Origin of the sequence: Nocardia sp. NPDC004654, from assembly GCF_040609595.1 — a bacterium.
Taxonomy (GTDB): Bacteria; Actinomycetota; Actinomycetes; order Mycobacteriales; family Mycobacteriaceae; genus Nocardia.
Genome location: NZ_JBEXKI010000001.1, coordinates 355,497 through 371,327, shown reverse-complemented (window position 1 = coordinate 371,327; position 15,831 = coordinate 355,497). Strand labels below are relative to the sequence as shown.

Genomic DNA, 15,831 nt, shown 5'->3' with positions numbered 1-15,831 from the left:
TGCCCATTACGCATCACAAGCCCCACTGAGCAGCCGATTTCGTTTCTCGACCGGCCCCGTGATAGTGTTCCGGAGTCGCTCGGGCGAGTGGCGGAATGGCAGACGCGCTGGCTTCAGGTGCCAGTGTCCTTCGGGACGTGGGGGTTCAAGTCCCCCTTCGCCCACTGCACTCGATAAGAGGCTCATGCTCACTGAGAGCATGAGCCTTTTCTCGTTTCGTGTGTTTTGTGGGGGCGCGGCCCCCACGCCCCGGCCTGGGGGCTCTGCCCCCTAGCCCCCCGCTTCATAGGTGCCGAGTGGCGCTACTTGGTAGGTACCTAGTGGGGCTTTGGTTCGCGAGGCGCGCTAGTTGGTTGGTGCCCAGTCGGTGTGGATGCCTTATCTATATGTGCGCGTTGCGCGTGTGGGTAGGGGCTGTTCTGGAACCGGTTGCAGCGGGGTTGACCGGAAATATGGTGGTCGGATGGGTTGATTCCCTGTAGGAACCTGTTCTAATTTTGGGCATGCGTAGATACGAGGGTCGTCGGGTTGTCGTCACCGGAGCTGGGTCGGGGATCGGGCAGGGGATTGCTCTGCGGCTGCTCGACGAGGGGGCGCAGCTGGTGGGGGTGGACATCGATCGGGCGGGGTTGGATGTCACCGCGGAGAAGGCGGGGGAGGTGGGGGAGCGGTTCGAGGCCGTCGAGGTGAACATCGCCGATGTGGAGTCGGTGCGGGCGGGGACGGCGGCGGCGCTGGAATTTCTCGGGGGGCTGGACGTGCTGGTGAACGCGGCGGGGATCCTGCGGCCCGCGCGGACGCACGAGATGCCGTTGGACGCGTGGAATCAGGTCATCACGGTCAATCTGACCGGGACCTTCCTCATGACGCAGGCCGCGCTGCCCGCGTTGGTGGAGTCGGGGCACGGGGTGGTGGTCAATCTGTCGTCGACCGCGGCTTACAGCGCGGCTCCCTATCTCGCGGCGTACGCCGCCTCCAAGGGTGGGGTCAGCGCGTTCACGCATTCGATCGCGCTCGAATACGCCAAGCAGGGGTTGCGCGCGGTGAACATCGTGCCCGCGGGCATCACCAGTGGGATCACCACCAAGTCGATCCTGGACCAACCGGAGGGCGTGGACTACAGCCTGTTCGCGCGGCTGACGGGGTGGCTCAACGGCGGGGCGCTCGGCACGCCGGAGGACATCGCGGGCGTGGTCGCGATGGTCGCCTCCGACGACGGCCGCTACATGACCGGCACCGAGATCCGCATCGACGGCGGCGCGTTGATGTGAGTGGGTTCCCGTCGCGTACAAGCAATCTGATTTCGTAACTCCCGTGGGCAGCACCTCTCGCACGCGGTCCCTCGCTGTGCTCGCCGCTTGTGTCCTGGCGCTCGGATCGCCGGGGCAGGCGCAGGCGGCGGAGCAGTGGGGGCCGCTCGCGCCGCCGAATCCGCATCTCGGGCCGCACGGCACGTCGACCATGCACGGTGACGCCGGGTCCTCGGACGCCACTCCGCTCGCGGGGCCCGGGCCAGGTCTGCGCGGGGTCGGCGCCTATCCGCTGGCGGCCGCGTGCCCGACTTTGCTACAGGGCTCCGACGGGCTCGTCGTCGCGCTCTGCACTGCCATCGCCGGGCGAGCTCCGACGGTGCATCTGCTCGATCCGGGCGCCGGGCCGGTCGGTCACTCGCTCGCCTCGCTGGAACTGGCCAAGGGCAGCCTGCTCGGCGGCGTGTACGCCTATCTCGACAACGCCGATCGCCTGGTGGTGGTCGACGGTGAACGCGCCCTGCTGCGCGTCGCGCACGCCGAGAACTCACGGGGCAGGTGGCAGCTGCGGGTCGACACCAGCACCGACCTTTCCGGCGCGATCCCGGCGGACGACAACGTGACCGGCCTGGTGCCGGACTGGTCGGGAAATGTCTGGTTCGCCACGGGCAAAGGGCTCGTCGGCCTGGTGACGCCCGCGGGCGCGACAGCGACGGCGCCGCTGCCCGCAGGTGAGCTGGTGGCCAACAGCATCTCGGCGGCGCCGAGCGGACGGATCGCCGTGGCGACCACGCACGCGCTCTACGAACTGCGCGCCGACACGGCCGGGCGCCCGGAGGTGATCTGGCGCGCGACCTACGACCGCGGCTCCGCGCGCAAACCGGGACAGCTGAGCTGGGGCACCGGCTCCACACCGACCTACTTCGGCCCGCGCACCGGCGCCGACTACTTGACCATCGTCGACAACGCCGACGGTCAGGTGCGGGTGCTCGTCTACGCCTCGGGCACCGGGCAGCTGGTGTGTTCGCAGCCGGTACTGACGAAAGGCGGTGCGGGCAGCGAGAATTCGCCGGTCGGCATCGGCAGGTCGGTTTTCGTGGCGAGCACCTACGGCTACCCGTATCCGGCGGTGCCGGAGGACGCGGGCCCGGCGGTGCCGCCGAACGCGCCGTTCGTCGGCGGGATGACCCGCGTGGACATCGATGACGCGGGCGGTTGCCGCACGGTATGGGAGAACACCGTCCGCAGCGCGGCGGTCCCGCACCTGTCCACCGCGGACGGCTACGTCTACACGGTGACCCGGCGCGGTGTGGACGTCACGACACCGCTGGACGGCTACGCGTTCACCGTCATCGATCCCGGCACCGGCGCGGTGGTCTCGAACTCGCCGCTGCCCGGCACCATCGTGGACGATCCGCTCCAGATGTCGCCGCTCGTCACCGCGAGCGGGCGGGTGCTGCAAGGCACGGTTACCGGCGTTTTGCGGGTCGGCTGACAACCTCGCCCGAACCTGTGGACAGTCCGGACCTTCCTGTGGAAAACGTGTGCGGCGCAGAGGATGTGCGGTGAGCTGTGGACAACTGCCACCGCCGTTCGCGAAAGTCCTTGCGCGCCAGCGCGAGTGCCATGGCCGCCTCCGGTCTACGCGTTATTTCGGCTGGTAGAGAGCCGATTCTCGAATAGCCGATTCCGTGCCCGGCCTGTGGATATCCGGTCCGCGACACACGCGGAACACGGAACAACGCCCGCTCACAACGACTTCCGCGCATTTATCCACAGGCTGTGCGCACCGCGCCGCTCAGTCCGCAGCGTCCGGCATTGCTGTTCGCCGCGCATCGCGGCCGAAATCCGCGGCGTTCGGTCCGGTCGCCAGTCCGCGCGAGATCACGGCGAGGGTGCGGTCGATAGCCAGATCCCTGGCTCGCGGGCCCGTGTCGGGTAGCGCGCGTTCGACCAGCAGCGACGCCATCCCGTGCACCGCCGACCACGCCGCGTACTCGGCGTCCGGCCGGTCGGCGGGATCGGTGAAACCGATCTCTACGAGCTCGTCGAGCAGATCCGAGAGCAGATCGAAGGCGGGGGAGTTCCAGTTCTCGGGGTCGTCCTCCTCGCGGTTGCAGAACGCGGTGCGGAACAGGCCCGGCTCGCGCAGCGCGAAGACGATGTACCCGCGTCCGACCGCGAACAGCCGGGTCACCGCGTCGGCGTCGGGCGGGAATGTCCGGATGGTCTCGGCCATCGCGCCGAACAGGCTCTGCTGCGCCTGCTCCTGCGCGGCGCCGAGCAACTGCTCGTGATTGGTGAAGTGCCGATAGGCGGCGGTGGGCGTCACGCCGACTCGGCGCGCGGCGGCCCGCACGGTGACCGCCTCGGGTCCACCGGTCTCGGCGAGTGCGGCGGCCGCGCGCACCAGGGCATTGCGCAGGTCGCCGTGGTGATACGGCCCTTCCCGCTCGGATTTCGTCATCCATTCGATGTTGACACTCGCACACATCGATGGCAAGTTAACGCCCATAAAGTTTACGCATGCCAACATGCTCGACTGGAGGCTCGACATGTTCGAACAACTCGGCCGCTTCGTGGCCCGACACGCTCGCTGGATACTCGTGGCGAGCGTGCTCGCCCTGATCGCGGGCGGCGCGCTCGGCGTCACCGCGTTCAGCAAGATGCAACCCGGCGGGCAGGAGGACCCGAACGCGGAATCCAGCACCGCGACCGTCCAACTCGCCGACAAGTTCGGCGCCGACACCGACTACGTCTTCCTGATCCGAGCCGAGCAGGGCGGCGTCGACGCCGAGGCGACCGCCGGGTTCGGCAGGGATCTCGCGCGCAGACTGGCCGCCGACGACCGGCTCACCAATGTCGTCTCGTACTGGGACACCGGCTCTCCGGCGATGCGGTCCGCGGACGGTACGGCCGCGGTCGTCCTGGCGGGTGGCGCCGAGCGGGACCCGACCAAGGAAACCGAGATCGCCGAGGAGATCGTCGCCGAATATCGCTCGGACGGGCCGGTAGCCGACGTCCAGATCGGCGGCAACAACGCGACCTTCCAGGCCGTCACCGAACAGATCGGCAAGGATCTCGGCATCGCCGAAGGCATCGCGGTGCCGCTCATCCTCGCGCTGCTGGTGCTCGCCTTCGGCAATGTGATCGCCGCGCTGCTCACGATGGTGGTGGGCGGCGTCGCGATTCTCGGCACCTTCACCGAACTCTCGATTCTCGGCTCGGTGACCGACGTGTCGGTCTACGCGGTGAACCTGACGACCGCGCTCGGCCTCGGCCTCGCCGTCGACTACGGGTTGCTCATGGTCAGCCGTTTCCGGGAGCGGCGCGCGGCAGGCGCGTCGCCCGACGACGCGGTGGTCGGCGCGGTCGCCACGGCCGGGCGCACCATCGTGTTCAGCGCGGCGACCGTCGCGGCGGCGCTCTCCTCGCTGGTGATCTTCCCGCAGTACTTCCTGCGCTCGTTCGCCTACGCGGGCATCGGCGTCGTCGCCATCTCGGCGGCGGCCGCCGTGATCACGCTGCCCGCGCTGCTCGTCGCGCTCGGCGCCAAGGCCGACGCGTGGAAAGTGCCGGGTGTGCGCGGCATTCGCGGTGACTCGGCGCCGTTCTGGGCGGGAGTCGCGGGCTTCGCGATGCGGCGGCCGCTGCTCACCGGCGCCCCCGTGGTGGCGGCGCTGCTGCTCGCGGCGGCTCCACTGCTGAACGTCCAGTTCGGCACGCCCGACGATCGTGTGCTGCCGACGAGCACCGAGGTTCGCCAGGTCGGCGACGCGCTGCGCGAGGATTTCGGCGGCGGCGACAGCAACGCGCTTTCCGTGGTCACCACCTCCGGCGTCGAGGCGGGTCCGCTCGCCGAGTACGCGGCGGCGCTCTCGCGCGTGACCCACGTCACTCAGGTCGATTCCAGCGTGGGCACTTTCGTGCGGGGCGAGCGCACCGCGAGTTCGCCTGCGGACGCCAGGTTCGCCAAGCCGGACGCGCAGCGACTCACGGTGCTCACCGATCTCGACCGCAACTCGGCCGAGGCGCGCGAACTGGTCGACCGGGTGCGCGACGTGCCCGCGCCCGCGACGGCGCTGGTCGGCGGTCAGGTGGCCGAGCTGCGCGACAGTCTGGCCTCGATCGGGTCGCGACTACCGGTGGCGGTGGCGTGGATCGTGGTCACCACCTTCGTGTTGCTCTTCCTGTTCACCGGCAGCATCGTGCAGCCGCTGCGGGCGCTGCTGTCGAACGTGTTGAGTCTCGCGGCCACGCTCGGGTTGATGGTCTTCGTCTTCCAGGACGGGCACCTGTCGGGACTGCTCGGCTTCACGCCCGCGCCGCTGGACGTGTCGATGCTGCTGCTCTTGTTCTGCATCACCTTCGGGTTGTCCATGGACTACGAGGTTTTCGTGGTCAGCCGGATCAAGGAGATGCACGACAAGGGCGCCTCCAACCGGGACGCCGTCGTCGAGGGGCTCGCACGCACGGGCCGGCTGGTGACCACGGCCGCCGCGCTGATCTCGATCAGCTTCCTCGCGTTCGTCACCAGCGACGTGCGGTTCATCCAGTTCTTCGGTCTCGGCGCCGGTTTGGCCATCCTGATCGACGCCACGCTGGTGCGCGGGGTGCTGGTTCCGGTGGCGATGCGGCTGCTCGGTCCGGCGGCCTGGTTCGCACCGCGCCCGCTGCGGCTGGTGCACGCGCGGCTCGGTCTCGCGGAAGCGTGATCCAGGCCACTTTATTCGGCGCCGACTGATGTGTCCGGTCGAGTTTTCGAGCTCGGCCGGACGCTGTCGTTTCAATACCGGAAACCGGCACCGTCCTGGGCTTTCGCCCCGCTGAGCGAGACGGTGAGGCGAAGATCACAGAGGCGCTTTCGGTTGCGGTTTCGGTGCTGGGGTATCGCGTGATGTTCGGGCCCGGGTGGCCAATTGCGCGTCTGGCAATCATCCGGATCGGCTTGATGCGTGTACACCACATGCCGTCCCGGCGGGGTGGGAATCTTGTTTAGTCGGCTATAAACAGACCTTGGGTCGCTTTTAGCTTCAAGAACGTGCGGCAACCCGAAAACGAGTTGACAAAACGCCTGGTAGATGCGTCGGGCGGAATACATACCGATGCGCGGGAGGCGCTTCGGCTAACCATTACGCAGCCAATTGTTCGGTTCGCGGACGGGTTTCAGTAGTGGTTTTCAACTTCGCCGCGGGGGATCTTGGAAGGGAGGAAAACCGACCGCCCGAGCGTCAGCCATGAGTTAGCTGTTGGTGTGAAAAAGTGGGTGGTCAGAGGGGTTTGCTGACGCGCTGCTTTATACGCGCGACACCGGCGCGGAGGGTTGCGCGGGCATAACGATTGTGTACAGTTGGCGGTAACGCTGGCCGCAGCTCGAGCACGACTCGCTGCGGCCAGCGGAACTCAAATGGGGGATATCGCAACCGTTCCGTGACATGGCGTTGCTGCCGATTGTCCGAAGCCTTTCCAGTCAGCGTGTGCCCGGGGTTGTCTGCCACCGTTCCGATTCCTCGATCGGCAAGGTTCGCGCCGCGTCCTGCGCGAGCGCCGCGCGCCGTCCCGCGCCGAACACGTACGCGAAGAACAGCGCCTCCGCCGCGAAGCCGATTCCGATCCGCACCGGGGCCGGAAGCGGGCTCGGGGTCACGAAACCCTCCAGCAGGCCGGAAACGAACAGCACGCCGACCAGCCCGAGCGCGATCGTCGCGGTGGCCCTGCCCTGCCTCGCGACCGCCTCGATCCGGCTCAGCCGACCGGGGTCGACCAGCGTCCAGCCCAGCTTCAGTCCCGCGCCGCCCGCGACGAAAACCGCGGTCAGCTCCAGGGTTCCGTGCGGGAGGATGAAACCGAAGAACGAATCGAGCCGATCGGCCTCGGCCATCAAACCGGCGGTGATGCCGACGTTCAACGCGTTCATGAAGAGCAGATACACCGCAGGCAGGATCAGCACGCCGGTGAACAGCGCGATCGCCGCCACCCACGCGTTGTTGGTCCACACCTGCGCGGCGAACGCGTCGTTCGGGTGTTCGGTGTAGTACGTCTCGAAAGCGCCGCCCGGCGCGGTGATCGCGGAATTGTCACCGCTGATGCCCAGCAGCTCGCGGGCGCGGCCCGAACCCTCGATCCAGATCGCCAACCCGGCCGAGACCACCACGAAAAGCGCGGCCACCGAAGCCCACCAGGGCCACGCGCGGTAGACGGCGGCGGGGAACCGGTGGGTGAAGAAATGGGCGATCTCGCCCCAGGTGTCGGCTTTGGTGCCGAGCACCCGTCCGCGCGCCCTGGCCAGCAGGGCGCTGAGCCCGGCGATGAGTTCCGGGTCGGGGGTGTGCGATTGCAACCGGGCCAGCTGCTGAGACGTGCGCCGGTACAGCGCCACCAGTTCGTCGGACTCGGCGCCGGTCAGCTTGCGCCTGCGCGACAGCTGGTCGAGCCGGTCCCACGACCGCCGGTACGCGTAACTGTATGCGTCTACGTCCATATCGGTTGCCTCCCACTACCGCCGGTCGCAAGAATGCTATCGAGATGGCTGAGTTCACCACCGGCGAAGCGGTCGCCCTCGAGCTTCCGATCGCGCGGATACCGACACGCGCCACCGCGTTCCTCATCGACCTGGTGGCGCAACTGACCCTCGGCGTGCTGCTGATGGCGCTGGCGGGCCTCGTCGTCGTGCGCGCGGACGCCGACTCGGCATGGGTGGACGCGATCATGCTGGCGACGGTCGTCGTGGTGCTCGTTGGCTACCCGGTCGCGTGGGAGACGCTCAGCCGCGGCCGTTCGCTCGGCAAGCTGGCGCTCGGGCTGCGGGTCGTGCGCACCGACGGCGGACCCATCGATTTCCGGCACGCCATGACGCGCGGACTGGCGGGCGCCATCGTCGACTTCTGGATGCTCGGCGGTTTCGGCGCGATCGCGGTGATCACCTCGATGTGTTCGCCGAACGCCCGCCGCGTCGGTGACGTGCTCGCGGGCACCGTCGTCGTGCACGCCCAGCGCGGCCTGCCAGCCCCCGCACTGGCTTTCGCGCCGCCTTGGCTGGCGGGTTGGGCCGCTCGCCTCGACCTCTCCGGCATTCCGGAGGATCTGGCCCTCGCCATCCGCCAGTACCTGACCCGGCTGCGCACCCTGACCCCGGCCGCCGAGGCGAGTCTCGGCCACGCACTCGTCACCGCGCTCTGCGCCCAGCTGCGCGTGCCCCCACCCCAGGGTTACCCGCCGGTGCAGATCCTCGGCGCGATCGTCGCCGAACGCCAACGCCGCGCCCTCACTCCGCCCGCCCAGGGTCTCGTCCGCGTGGCGTAATCGCTCTCACGCGCCGCCCCGCCCCGTGCCTCGTCCGCATGGCGTAGTCGCTCTTATGCGCCGCTTGTGTCGGGCCTCTCGTTCGTGTCGCCAGTCGCTCTCACGCAGCCGCTCGCGCTGGCTCATTGTTCGCGTAGTCGCTTCACATTCGATCGCCACGCCGGGGTTCATCCGCGTCGCAGCCCTCGCGCAGGGGTGACGCCCCACACCCCTACCGCACGCCTCACATAGGCACCGCCTATGTGAGGCGTGCACAGGATGTGTGAGCTCGTTCGTGTCGCAGAGCGCCGCACGTTGCCGCTCGCGCCGGGCCTCGCTCGGGCGGCGTGGTCGCGCGTGATACAGCCGCTCGCGCCGGGTCTCGTTGGCGTCGCGTAGTTGCCCGCACGCAGTCGCTCGCCGGGCCTGGTGCACGTCGCATAGTCGCTTCACACGCAACTGCCCCGGCCGCGCCTCGTGCACGGCGCAGCCGTGGGTGCGCAGCCGTTCGCGCTGAACCTCGTTGCGTCGCATGGCCGCTTCACACGTATCCGCCCGCACCGGGGCCGTCCGCGCGGCCCAGGCGCTCCGAACTCGGTCCTCGGCGGTCACGACGCCGCGCAAGCCTCGAACCCCTGCGGGGCGTGTATGCGATAGACGGACTTCGAAACTCAGAGGGAGCCGGACTGTTTGAGTTCGAGGTATTCGTCGGCCAGGGCCTCGGGGAGGCGGTCGGGAGGGGCGGAGACCACCGCGATGCCCTTGCGGCGCAAGGATTCCTGGACGAGGGCGCGTTCGGCGAGGACGGTTTCCGCGGCGGCCGCGGCGTAGACGTCGTCGCGGGTGGTGGCGGCCGCGGCGATGTCGGGGTCGATCACCGAGACGATGAGGACGCGGTGGCGGTGCGCGAGAACGGGCAGTACCGGGAGCAGGTTCTCCTCGACGGCGGCGCCGTCCAGGCTGGTGAACCAGACCACTAAGCTGCGACGGCGGGCGCGTTCGATGGTGGCGCGCACCAGACCCGCGCTGTCGGTGTCGACCAGCGCCGGGGTGACGCCCGCCAGCGCATGCATGAGCTGGAGTTGCAGGCGGTTGCCCCGCACGCCGCGCACCTCGGTGCGCACGGTGCGGTCGTAGGCGAGCAGGTCGACACCGTCGCCCGCCGCCGCGGCCAATCCGCCGAGCAGCAGCGCGGCCTCGATGGCGGCGTCCAGACGGGTGCCCTCGCCGACCCGGCCCGCGCTGACCCGCCCGGTGTCCAGCAGCATCAGCACGTGCCGGTTGCGCTCCGGGCGCCAGGTGCGGACGAGCACGTCGGTGGCGCGGGCGGTGGCGCGCCAGTCGATGGACCGCACGTCGTCGCCCGCGACGTACTCGCGGAACGAATCGAATTCGCTGCCTTGGCCGCGGGTGTTGGCGACGTTGCGGCCCTCGAGGTGTTGCAGCCGCTTCACTTTGGAGCGCATCAGCCGCTCGCTGCGGAACGCGGGCAGCGCGCGCACCCGGGCGGGCACGGTGCGCCTGGTCTGCCTGCCCGCCATGCCGAGCGGACCGAGCAGCCGCAGCGTCACCGGACCGGCGACCCGGTCGCCCCGATACACCGGACGCAGCGAGGTGCGCAGCCGGACTTTGGTGTTGGGCGCGAGTTCCAGCGTGTGCCTGCGGTTCTCGGTGCGCGCGCTGCGCGGCCAGTCGTCCCAGAGCAGACCGCGCACGGTCCGCGCGCCGGTGTTCACGACGGTGAGTTCCACCTCGGCGGTGCGGCCTTGGCGCACGGTGGTCAGTTCTGGCCTGGTCAAAGTCAGGTCGCCCGCCGCACCTGCCGCGGCCAGGTCGACGAGTATCGCGACCGCGAGCACGACGCACGCCAGCGCGACCCCGTACCAGGACGGCAGCACGACCGCGACGAACAACCCGAGCGCCGCGGCGACGGCGACCAGACGACCGGTGACGACCACGGCTAGACCGGAACCGGGACCGAGCCGAGCAGCGCGGACATGACGCCTTCGGTGGTGACGCCGTCCAGCTCGGCCTCCGGCCGCAGGTGCAGCCGGTGCCGCAACACCGCCACCGCCACGAACTTCACGTCGTCGGGCGTGACGAAACCGCGCCCGTTCAGCCACGCCAACGCCCGCGAGGCCGCCATCAGCGCGGTCGCGCCGCGCGTCGAGGCGCCGTGCTGCACGGCGGGCGCGGTGCGGGTGGCCCGGCACAAGTCGACGGTGTAGGCCAGCACCTCGGGGCTGATCGTCACGTCGGCGATGGCGGCCCTCGCCGCGGTGATGTGCGCGGGCCCGGCCACCGGTCGCAATCCGGCCGCCGTGAGATCGCGCGGATCGAAACCGGCCGCGTGCCGTTGCAGCACGCGGAATTCGTCGTCGCGGCTGGGCAATTGGATGTCGACCTTGAAAAGGAACCGGTCCAGCTGCGCCTCCGGCAGCGGGTAGGTGCCCTCCTGCTCGATCGGGTTCTGGGTGGCGACCACGACGAACGGATCGGGCAGCTGCTGCGGTTTGCCGTCGACCGAGACCTGGCGCTCCTCCATCGATTCCAGCAGCGCCGACTGGGTCTTCGGCGGCGTCCGGTTGATCTCGTCGGCGAGCAGCAGGTTGGTGAACACCGGGCCGTGCCGGAAGGTGAACTCCGCCGAATGCGGGTCGTAGATCTGCGATCCCGTGACGTCGCCCGGCATCAGGTCGGGCGTGAACTGCACCCGCGCGTACTCCAGATCGAGCGCGGTCGCCAGCGCGCGGACGAGCAGCGTCTTCGCCACGCCCGGCACGCCTTCGAGCAGCACGTGCCCGCGGCACAGCAGCGCGAGCACGAGGTACATCACCGCGTTGTCGTTGCCGACGACCGCCTTGCCGATCTCGGCTCGCAGCGCGCCGAACGCCGCACCGGCCTGCTCGGCGGTGACGCCCTTCGTGATGTCCGTGGTCATCCGACCTCCGTTTCGATCCATTCCAGTTGTGCGGCGACGATGTGCAGCGCGTCCGCGTCCGGCACCGGCCCGAAGAACGCGTTTCCGACCAGTTGCGGGTCCGCGCCGCTGCGGGCCGCGATCGCGGCGACGAGCGGTTCGGGCGGCGCGTCGGCGCCGACCCCGAGCAGCGGCCGCAGCCTGCGCAGCGTGGCCGCGCGCAGCTTGGCGGCGACGTACTCGTAGTCGCGAGACTTGCGGTACAGCGCGGCCTGTCCGGCGAGCAGTTCGTTGGCGGCGACCTCCACCGGGCGCGGTTCACCGACCAGCGCCCCGCGCCGCCTGGCCCGCCACCACATCAGCAGCGCGAGGGCGATCAGGAACTGCAAGCCGCCGAAGGCCAGCGGCGCGGGCAGCCGGGAGAAGATCGAGTCCTCGCCGGCCCCGATGTCCGGGCGGTCGATGTCGTTGTCGGAGGGCGGCGGTTGCGGCGGCGGGATGTCCGGCGGCGGTTTCGGCGCGGTGGGCGCGCCGCAGGATTGCATGGCGGCGTAGAGCAGCAGCGCGAGCACGGCCACCACGGCCAGCGTCGCCCAGAACTTCGGATTCCGCAGCAGGCTCGGCAGCGGCGGCAGCTTTCTGCGGGTGCGCGGCCCGGCCTCGACGACCTCGCGCTCGACGGGCTCGGCGGCGGGCGGTGGGGCCGCGGCCGAGAAGCGGTCGGCGTATTCGAGTCTGCGGTACTCGTCCTCGGTGGCCGCGCGGCCGCCGTAGACGACCTCATCGAAACTGCGTGCGGCGGGTTGGAGTTCGGTGGTGACCTCGAGCGGCAGCACAGCCGAGACGTCGTCGACGGTCTCGTCGGCCGTCCGGGAACGCCGGACTTCCAGCACGCCGTGCTGCTCCATGCCGCGCAGGACGGCGCGGAACCGTTCGCGCAGCGCGCGGTCGTAGTCGCGGCGCTGCGCCGCTTCCTCGGCGGCGGCGCGATGATCGGCGGCGGGGCCGAGACGCGGGGGCGGCGGTGTCTCGGGGTGCGTCACCGTGCGTCCTCGCGCCCGAACGACCCGGCGCCGTCGCGCCCGAACGACCCAGCGTCCTCGCGACCGGACGGTATCCGGATGTCCAGTCCCTCACGGCGACACCGCAGATCGATATAGGACACCACCCGGGTACTCGCCTCCACGATCTCGCCGAACGCGACGAGCAGCAGCGCCGCGGCGGTGAGCAGCACGATCACCGGCCAGCGGTGGGTGCCGGAGAAATCCGAGACGAACCAGGGGATCGCCAGCAGCGGAACGGCGAGCAGCGTGAACAGGCAGCGCTGGGTCAACCACAGCCCAGTCAGCGGCCATTCCGAGCCCGCGACAAGCAGTTTCGTGCGGCGGACCGCCTCGCCGTGCGAGCCGTGTTCGGCGAACAGCACCGGCGCGACGAGGAACCGCTTGGCGCGCAGGTAGCCGAGCCAGATCACCGCGAAAGGAAAGGTGATGATCAGAATGCCGCCGCCGACCAACACCGCGACGCCGATCAGCGAGAACAGCACCTGTCCGATCAACAGCGCGGGCGCGACGGCGCGCAGCCGGACCAGCGCGGCCCGCCACCCGATCCGCTCGCCCGCGATGCTCGCCAACCCGATGGGCACGGTCACGCCGCGCAGCAGCAGCCGCAGGAACCAGGCGCAGACGACGGTCGAGAGGATCGCCGCCCAGGCGGTGCCCGCGTCGGACCCGTCGGTCGCGTTCGAGACGCTTCCGGTGATCACCACGACGACGATCTCGGCCGCGACGAGTCCGGCCGCCGCCGTACCGGCCAGCGTGGCGATGTTGGCCTGGATGAGGGCGAACGGCAGGTCGAGCAGTTCGCGGAAGGTCAGCGGCCGGATCGGCACCGTCGTTCCAGGGGACCCTGGTACCGGATCGCTCCCCGCCCCGACGGCACCGGCCGGGTCAGCGGCTGGTAACACGCGGCCGAGTCTAATGCGCGCGACCGACCTGGGCCCGTTATCCGGTGCGCGGCAGGGCAGGAGGAGACAGTGTCACCGCTCCAGCAGGCGATCCAGCACGCGGCGGTACCGCTCCGGCTCGATCGGCGGAAAACCGAGCAGTGCGCGCAGATACACCCCGTCGCCGACGAGGCGGACGATGTCGGCGTGCACCGGGTCGTCGATCTCGGCGTCCAACCCGTCCGACCAGGAGGACATCAGCTCGGTCAGCGCGCGCTGCACCTCGTCGACCTCGGGTCCCGGGCTGGCGTCGATGGTGCGCATGGTCGCGAGCATCGAGCGGTAGAGCTCGAGTTCCACCGCGTCGGTGGCGCTGTCCGGATTCGGCGTCTGGAGATACCACTCCGCCACCGAGGTGCCCTTGGCTCGCGCGTCGGCGACCTGTTGCGTGGCGCGTTCACCGAGGCGGCGGACCAGACCGGCGAGCAACGCGTCCTTGCTCTTGAAGTGATAGAGCAGCCCGCCCTTGGAGACGCCCGCCGTAGCGGCGACGTTCTCCAGCGTCACCTGGGACATGCCTTTGTCCAGCAGCAATGTCTCGAGTGCGTCCAGGATCCGGTCGCGGGTGTTTGCCGTCACGGTTTTCGACTATACCGGCCGGACGGTAATGTCCTGTACTGTACCGTCTGGACGGTAAATAAGAATTCGACGACGGAAGTCGAGAGAGTCGATGAACGCCCCAACCACGACCGCGGCCACCTCTGCCGCTTCGCCAACCAGGACCGCCCCGCCGCGCGCCACCGCGCGCGAGTGGGCGGGCCTCGCCGTACTCGCGCTCGCCCTGCTGCTGCTCGCGGTCGACGCCACGGTGCTCGACCTAGCGGTCCCCGCCATCAGCGCCGATCTCGCGCCCACCACGCCGCAGCTGCTGTGGATCATCGACGTGTACTCCTTCGTGCTCGCCGGTCTGCTCGTCGTGATGGGCAACCTCGGCGACCGCGTCGGGCGGCGCAGGCTGCTGCTCATCGGCGCGGCCGGTTTCGGCATCGCGTCCGTGGTCGCCGCGTGGGCGGTCTCGCCCGAAATGCTCATCGCCGCCCGCGTGCTGCAGGGCGTCGCGGGCGCGACACTGATGCCCGCCACGCTCGGCCTGATCCGGACGATGTTCCTCGATCCACGCCAGCGCACCGTCGCGATCGCGGTGTGGAGCGCGATGGCGGGCGGTGGCGCCGCGGCGGGTCCGCTGATCGGCGGCTGGCTGCTCGAGCACTACTGGTGGGGCTCGGTGTTCCTGGTGAACCTGCCGGTCATGCTGGTGCTGTTGGCCCTCGGCCCGGTGCTCGTCCCGGAATCGCGCGACCCGAACCCCGGCCGGTTCGACCTGCCGAGCGCGGCGCTGTCCATGCTGGCCCTGGTGCCGATCGTGTACGCGGTGAAGGAAGCCGCGGCGCACGGTCCGAGCGCCACGCTCGTCCTCGTCGGCGCGGTCGGCGTGCTCGCGGGTGTGCTGTTCGTGCGCAGGCAGCGCAGGCTGGCGCACCCGATGCTGGACCTGCAGTTGTTCGCACTGCCCAGATTCCGCACCGCGGTGGTGACCAACCTGTTGGCGGTGTTCGCACTGGCCGGTGTGCTGTTCTTCGGTTCGCAGTATCTGCAGCTGGTGCTCGGCAAGTCGCCGTTGCAGGCCGGGCTGCTGTTGCTGCCGGGTCTGGCGGCCAGCGTGGTCGCCTCGCTGGCGGCGGCCTGGCTGGTGCGACGCTGGCGAGCGGGCGCGGTGCTGGCGGGCGCACTGGTGACAGCGGCGTCCGGCGCGGTGCTGTTCCTCTGGCTCAGCCCCGACGTCGCGACGAGCACGGTGCCGTTCGTTCTCGGTTTCCTCGGCGTCGGCGCGGGTGTCGGTGCGGCGCTGACGGTTTCGTCGGACCTGGTGGTCGGCTCCGCGCCGGTGGAGCGGGCCGGTGCGGCCGCGGCGGTCTCCGAGACCGCCTACGAGACAGGCATCGCCCTCGGCGTCGCGCTGCTGGGCAGCGTGGTCATGGCGATCTTCCGCAACGGCCTCGACCTGTCCCGAGCGCCCGGCGAAACCGCGGGCGCGGCGACCGAATCCCTCGGCGCCGCCACCGAATTCGCCCGCCAGCTGCCGGACGCCACGGCGGAGACGTTCCTGCTCTCGGTGCACGAGGCCTTCGTCTCCGGCATCCACCTGGCCGCGATGGGCACCGCCGCGGTGCTGCTGATCGCCGCCGTCGTGGCGTTCCGGCTGCGCGCGACGCAGTAGTGAATCGGCGAGGACTCGCACTCCGCAAGGGGTGCGAGTCTTCGCGCTCGCGTGATCAGCGCTGCTGCCCGCTTCGGTTCAGCGGTGGCGCCAGCGTTGTCGGCGCGCGGCGGCGCAAGCTGATCGCCTTGCCGGGTTGCCTGGGTTCGGCCTCCGC

General features: G+C 70.0%; 12 protein-coding genes and 1 tRNA gene. 6 read left to right on the top strand and 7 right to left on the bottom strand.

The window, feature by feature from the left end; all coding sequences use genetic code 11:
• The first annotated feature begins 81 nt into the window (after window positions 1-81).
• The 3 genes from ABZV58_RS01660 to ABZV58_RS01650 all read left to right on the top strand — a co-directional run bounded on the left by ABZV58_RS01660 (window position 82) and on the right by ABZV58_RS01650 (window position 2,745).
• Window positions 82-164, top strand: a tRNA-Leu gene (locus ABZV58_RS01660).
• Window positions 165-503: 339 nt separating this feature from the next.
• The gene (locus ABZV58_RS01655; RefSeq protein WP_354998259.1) at window positions 504-1,271 is read left to right on the top strand and encodes an SDR family NAD(P)-dependent oxidoreductase; all 768 of its coding nucleotides are present in this window, start codon (window positions 504-506) and stop codon (window positions 1,269-1,271) included.
• Between the two features lie 43 nt (window positions 1,272-1,314).
• Entirely contained in the window at window positions 1,315-2,745 is a 1,431-nt protein-coding gene (locus ABZV58_RS01650; RefSeq protein ID WP_354998258.1) for a hypothetical protein, read from the top strand.
• Window positions 2,746-3,048: 303 nt separating this feature from the next.
• Here the strand turns inward: ABZV58_RS01650 and ABZV58_RS01645 are convergent, their stop codons facing one another.
• On the bottom strand, window positions 3,049-3,717 hold the full coding sequence (locus ABZV58_RS01645) for a TetR/AcrR family transcriptional regulator (RefSeq protein ID WP_354998257.1): 669 nt from the start codon (window positions 3,715-3,717) through the stop codon (window positions 3,049-3,051).
• Window positions 3,718-3,724: 7 nt separating this feature from the next.
• Here ABZV58_RS01645 and ABZV58_RS01640 point away from each other — a divergent pair, with 7 nt between their 5' ends.
• On the top strand, window positions 3,725-5,965 hold the full coding sequence (locus ABZV58_RS01640; RefSeq protein ID WP_354998256.1) for an MMPL family transporter: 2,241 nt from the start codon (window positions 3,725-3,727) through the stop codon (window positions 5,963-5,965).
• A 755-nt stretch (window positions 5,966-6,720) separates the two neighbouring features.
• Here the strand turns inward: ABZV58_RS01640 and ABZV58_RS01635 are convergent.
• Complete coding sequence (locus ABZV58_RS01635; protein WP_354998255.1) at window positions 6,721-7,731, bottom strand: stage II sporulation protein M; 1,011 nt, start codon at window positions 7,729-7,731, stop codon at window positions 6,721-6,723.
• Window positions 7,732-7,775: 44 nt separating this feature from the next.
• Between ABZV58_RS01635 and ABZV58_RS01630 the strand changes: the two genes are divergently transcribed.
• Entirely contained in the window at window positions 7,776-8,552 is a 777-nt protein-coding gene (locus ABZV58_RS01630; RefSeq protein WP_354998254.1) for an RDD family protein, read from the top strand.
• A 650-nt stretch (window positions 8,553-9,202) separates the two neighbouring features.
• On the opposite strand, the gene ABZV58_RS01625 is transcribed toward ABZV58_RS01630, so the two are convergent.
• From ABZV58_RS01625 to ABZV58_RS01605, 5 genes are all read right to left on the bottom strand, one after another.
• On the bottom strand, window positions 9,203-10,489 hold the full coding sequence (locus tag ABZV58_RS01625) for a DUF58 domain-containing protein (protein ID WP_354998253.1): 1,287 nt from the start codon (window positions 10,487-10,489) through the stop codon (window positions 9,203-9,205).
• Between the two features lie 2 nt (window positions 10,490-10,491).
• Complete coding sequence (locus ABZV58_RS01620) at window positions 10,492-11,472, bottom strand: MoxR family ATPase (protein WP_354998252.1); 981 nt, start codon at window positions 11,470-11,472, stop codon at window positions 10,492-10,494.
• Window positions 11,469-12,494, bottom strand: a complete 1,026-nt coding sequence (locus ABZV58_RS01615) for a DUF4129 domain-containing protein (RefSeq protein ID WP_354998251.1) — start codon at window positions 12,492-12,494, stop codon at window positions 11,469-11,471. Before ABZV58_RS01615 ends, ABZV58_RS01620 begins: the two co-directional genes overlap by 4 nt.
• The gene (locus tag ABZV58_RS01610; RefSeq protein WP_354998250.1) at window positions 12,491-13,342 is read right to left on the bottom strand and encodes a hypothetical protein; all 852 of its coding nucleotides are present in this window, start codon (window positions 13,340-13,342) and stop codon (window positions 12,491-12,493) included. Before ABZV58_RS01610 ends, ABZV58_RS01615 begins: the two co-directional genes overlap by 4 nt.
• A 147-nt stretch (window positions 13,343-13,489) precedes the next feature.
• Window positions 13,490-14,035 carry a TetR/AcrR family transcriptional regulator gene (locus ABZV58_RS01605; RefSeq protein ID WP_354998249.1) on the bottom strand — a complete coding sequence of 182 codons (546 nt, stop codon included), beginning with the start codon at window positions 14,033-14,035 and terminating at the stop codon, window positions 13,490-13,492.
• A gap of 91 nt (window positions 14,036-14,126) precedes the next feature.
• Here ABZV58_RS01605 and ABZV58_RS01600 point away from each other — a divergent pair, with 91 nt between their 5' ends.
• Window positions 14,127-15,674 (top strand): MFS transporter, encoded by a 1,548-nt coding sequence (locus ABZV58_RS01600; RefSeq protein ID WP_354998248.1) that lies wholly within the window; start codon window positions 14,127-14,129, stop codon window positions 15,672-15,674.
• Window positions 15,675-15,831: the final 157 nt, after the last annotated feature.

Bases quoted from the DNA above. Each gene is read 5' to 3' on its own strand.
- ABZV58_RS01655 (WP_354998259.1), top strand. From the start codon at position 504: ATGCGTAGATACGAGGGTCGTCGGGTTGTCGTCACCGGAGCTGGGTCG.
- ABZV58_RS01645 (WP_354998257.1), bottom strand. From the start codon at position 3,717: ATGACGAAATCCGAGCGGGAAGGGCCGTATCACCACGGCGACCTGCGC.
- ABZV58_RS01640 (WP_354998256.1), top strand. From the start codon at position 3,725: ATGTTGACACTCGCACACATCGATGGCAAGTTAACGCCCATAAAGTTT.
- ABZV58_RS01635 (WP_354998255.1), bottom strand. From the start codon at position 7,731: ATGGACGTAGACGCATACAGTTACGCGTACCGGCGGTCGTGGGACCGG.
- ABZV58_RS01630 (WP_354998254.1), top strand. From the start codon at position 7,776: ATGGCTGAGTTCACCACCGGCGAAGCGGTCGCCCTCGAGCTTCCGATC.
- ABZV58_RS01620 (WP_354998252.1), bottom strand. From the start codon at position 11,472: ATGACCACGGACATCACGAAGGGCGTCACCGCCGAGCAGGCCGGTGCG.
- ABZV58_RS01600 (WP_354998248.1), top strand. From the start codon at position 14,127: ATGAACGCCCCAACCACGACCGCGGCCACCTCTGCCGCTTCGCCAACC.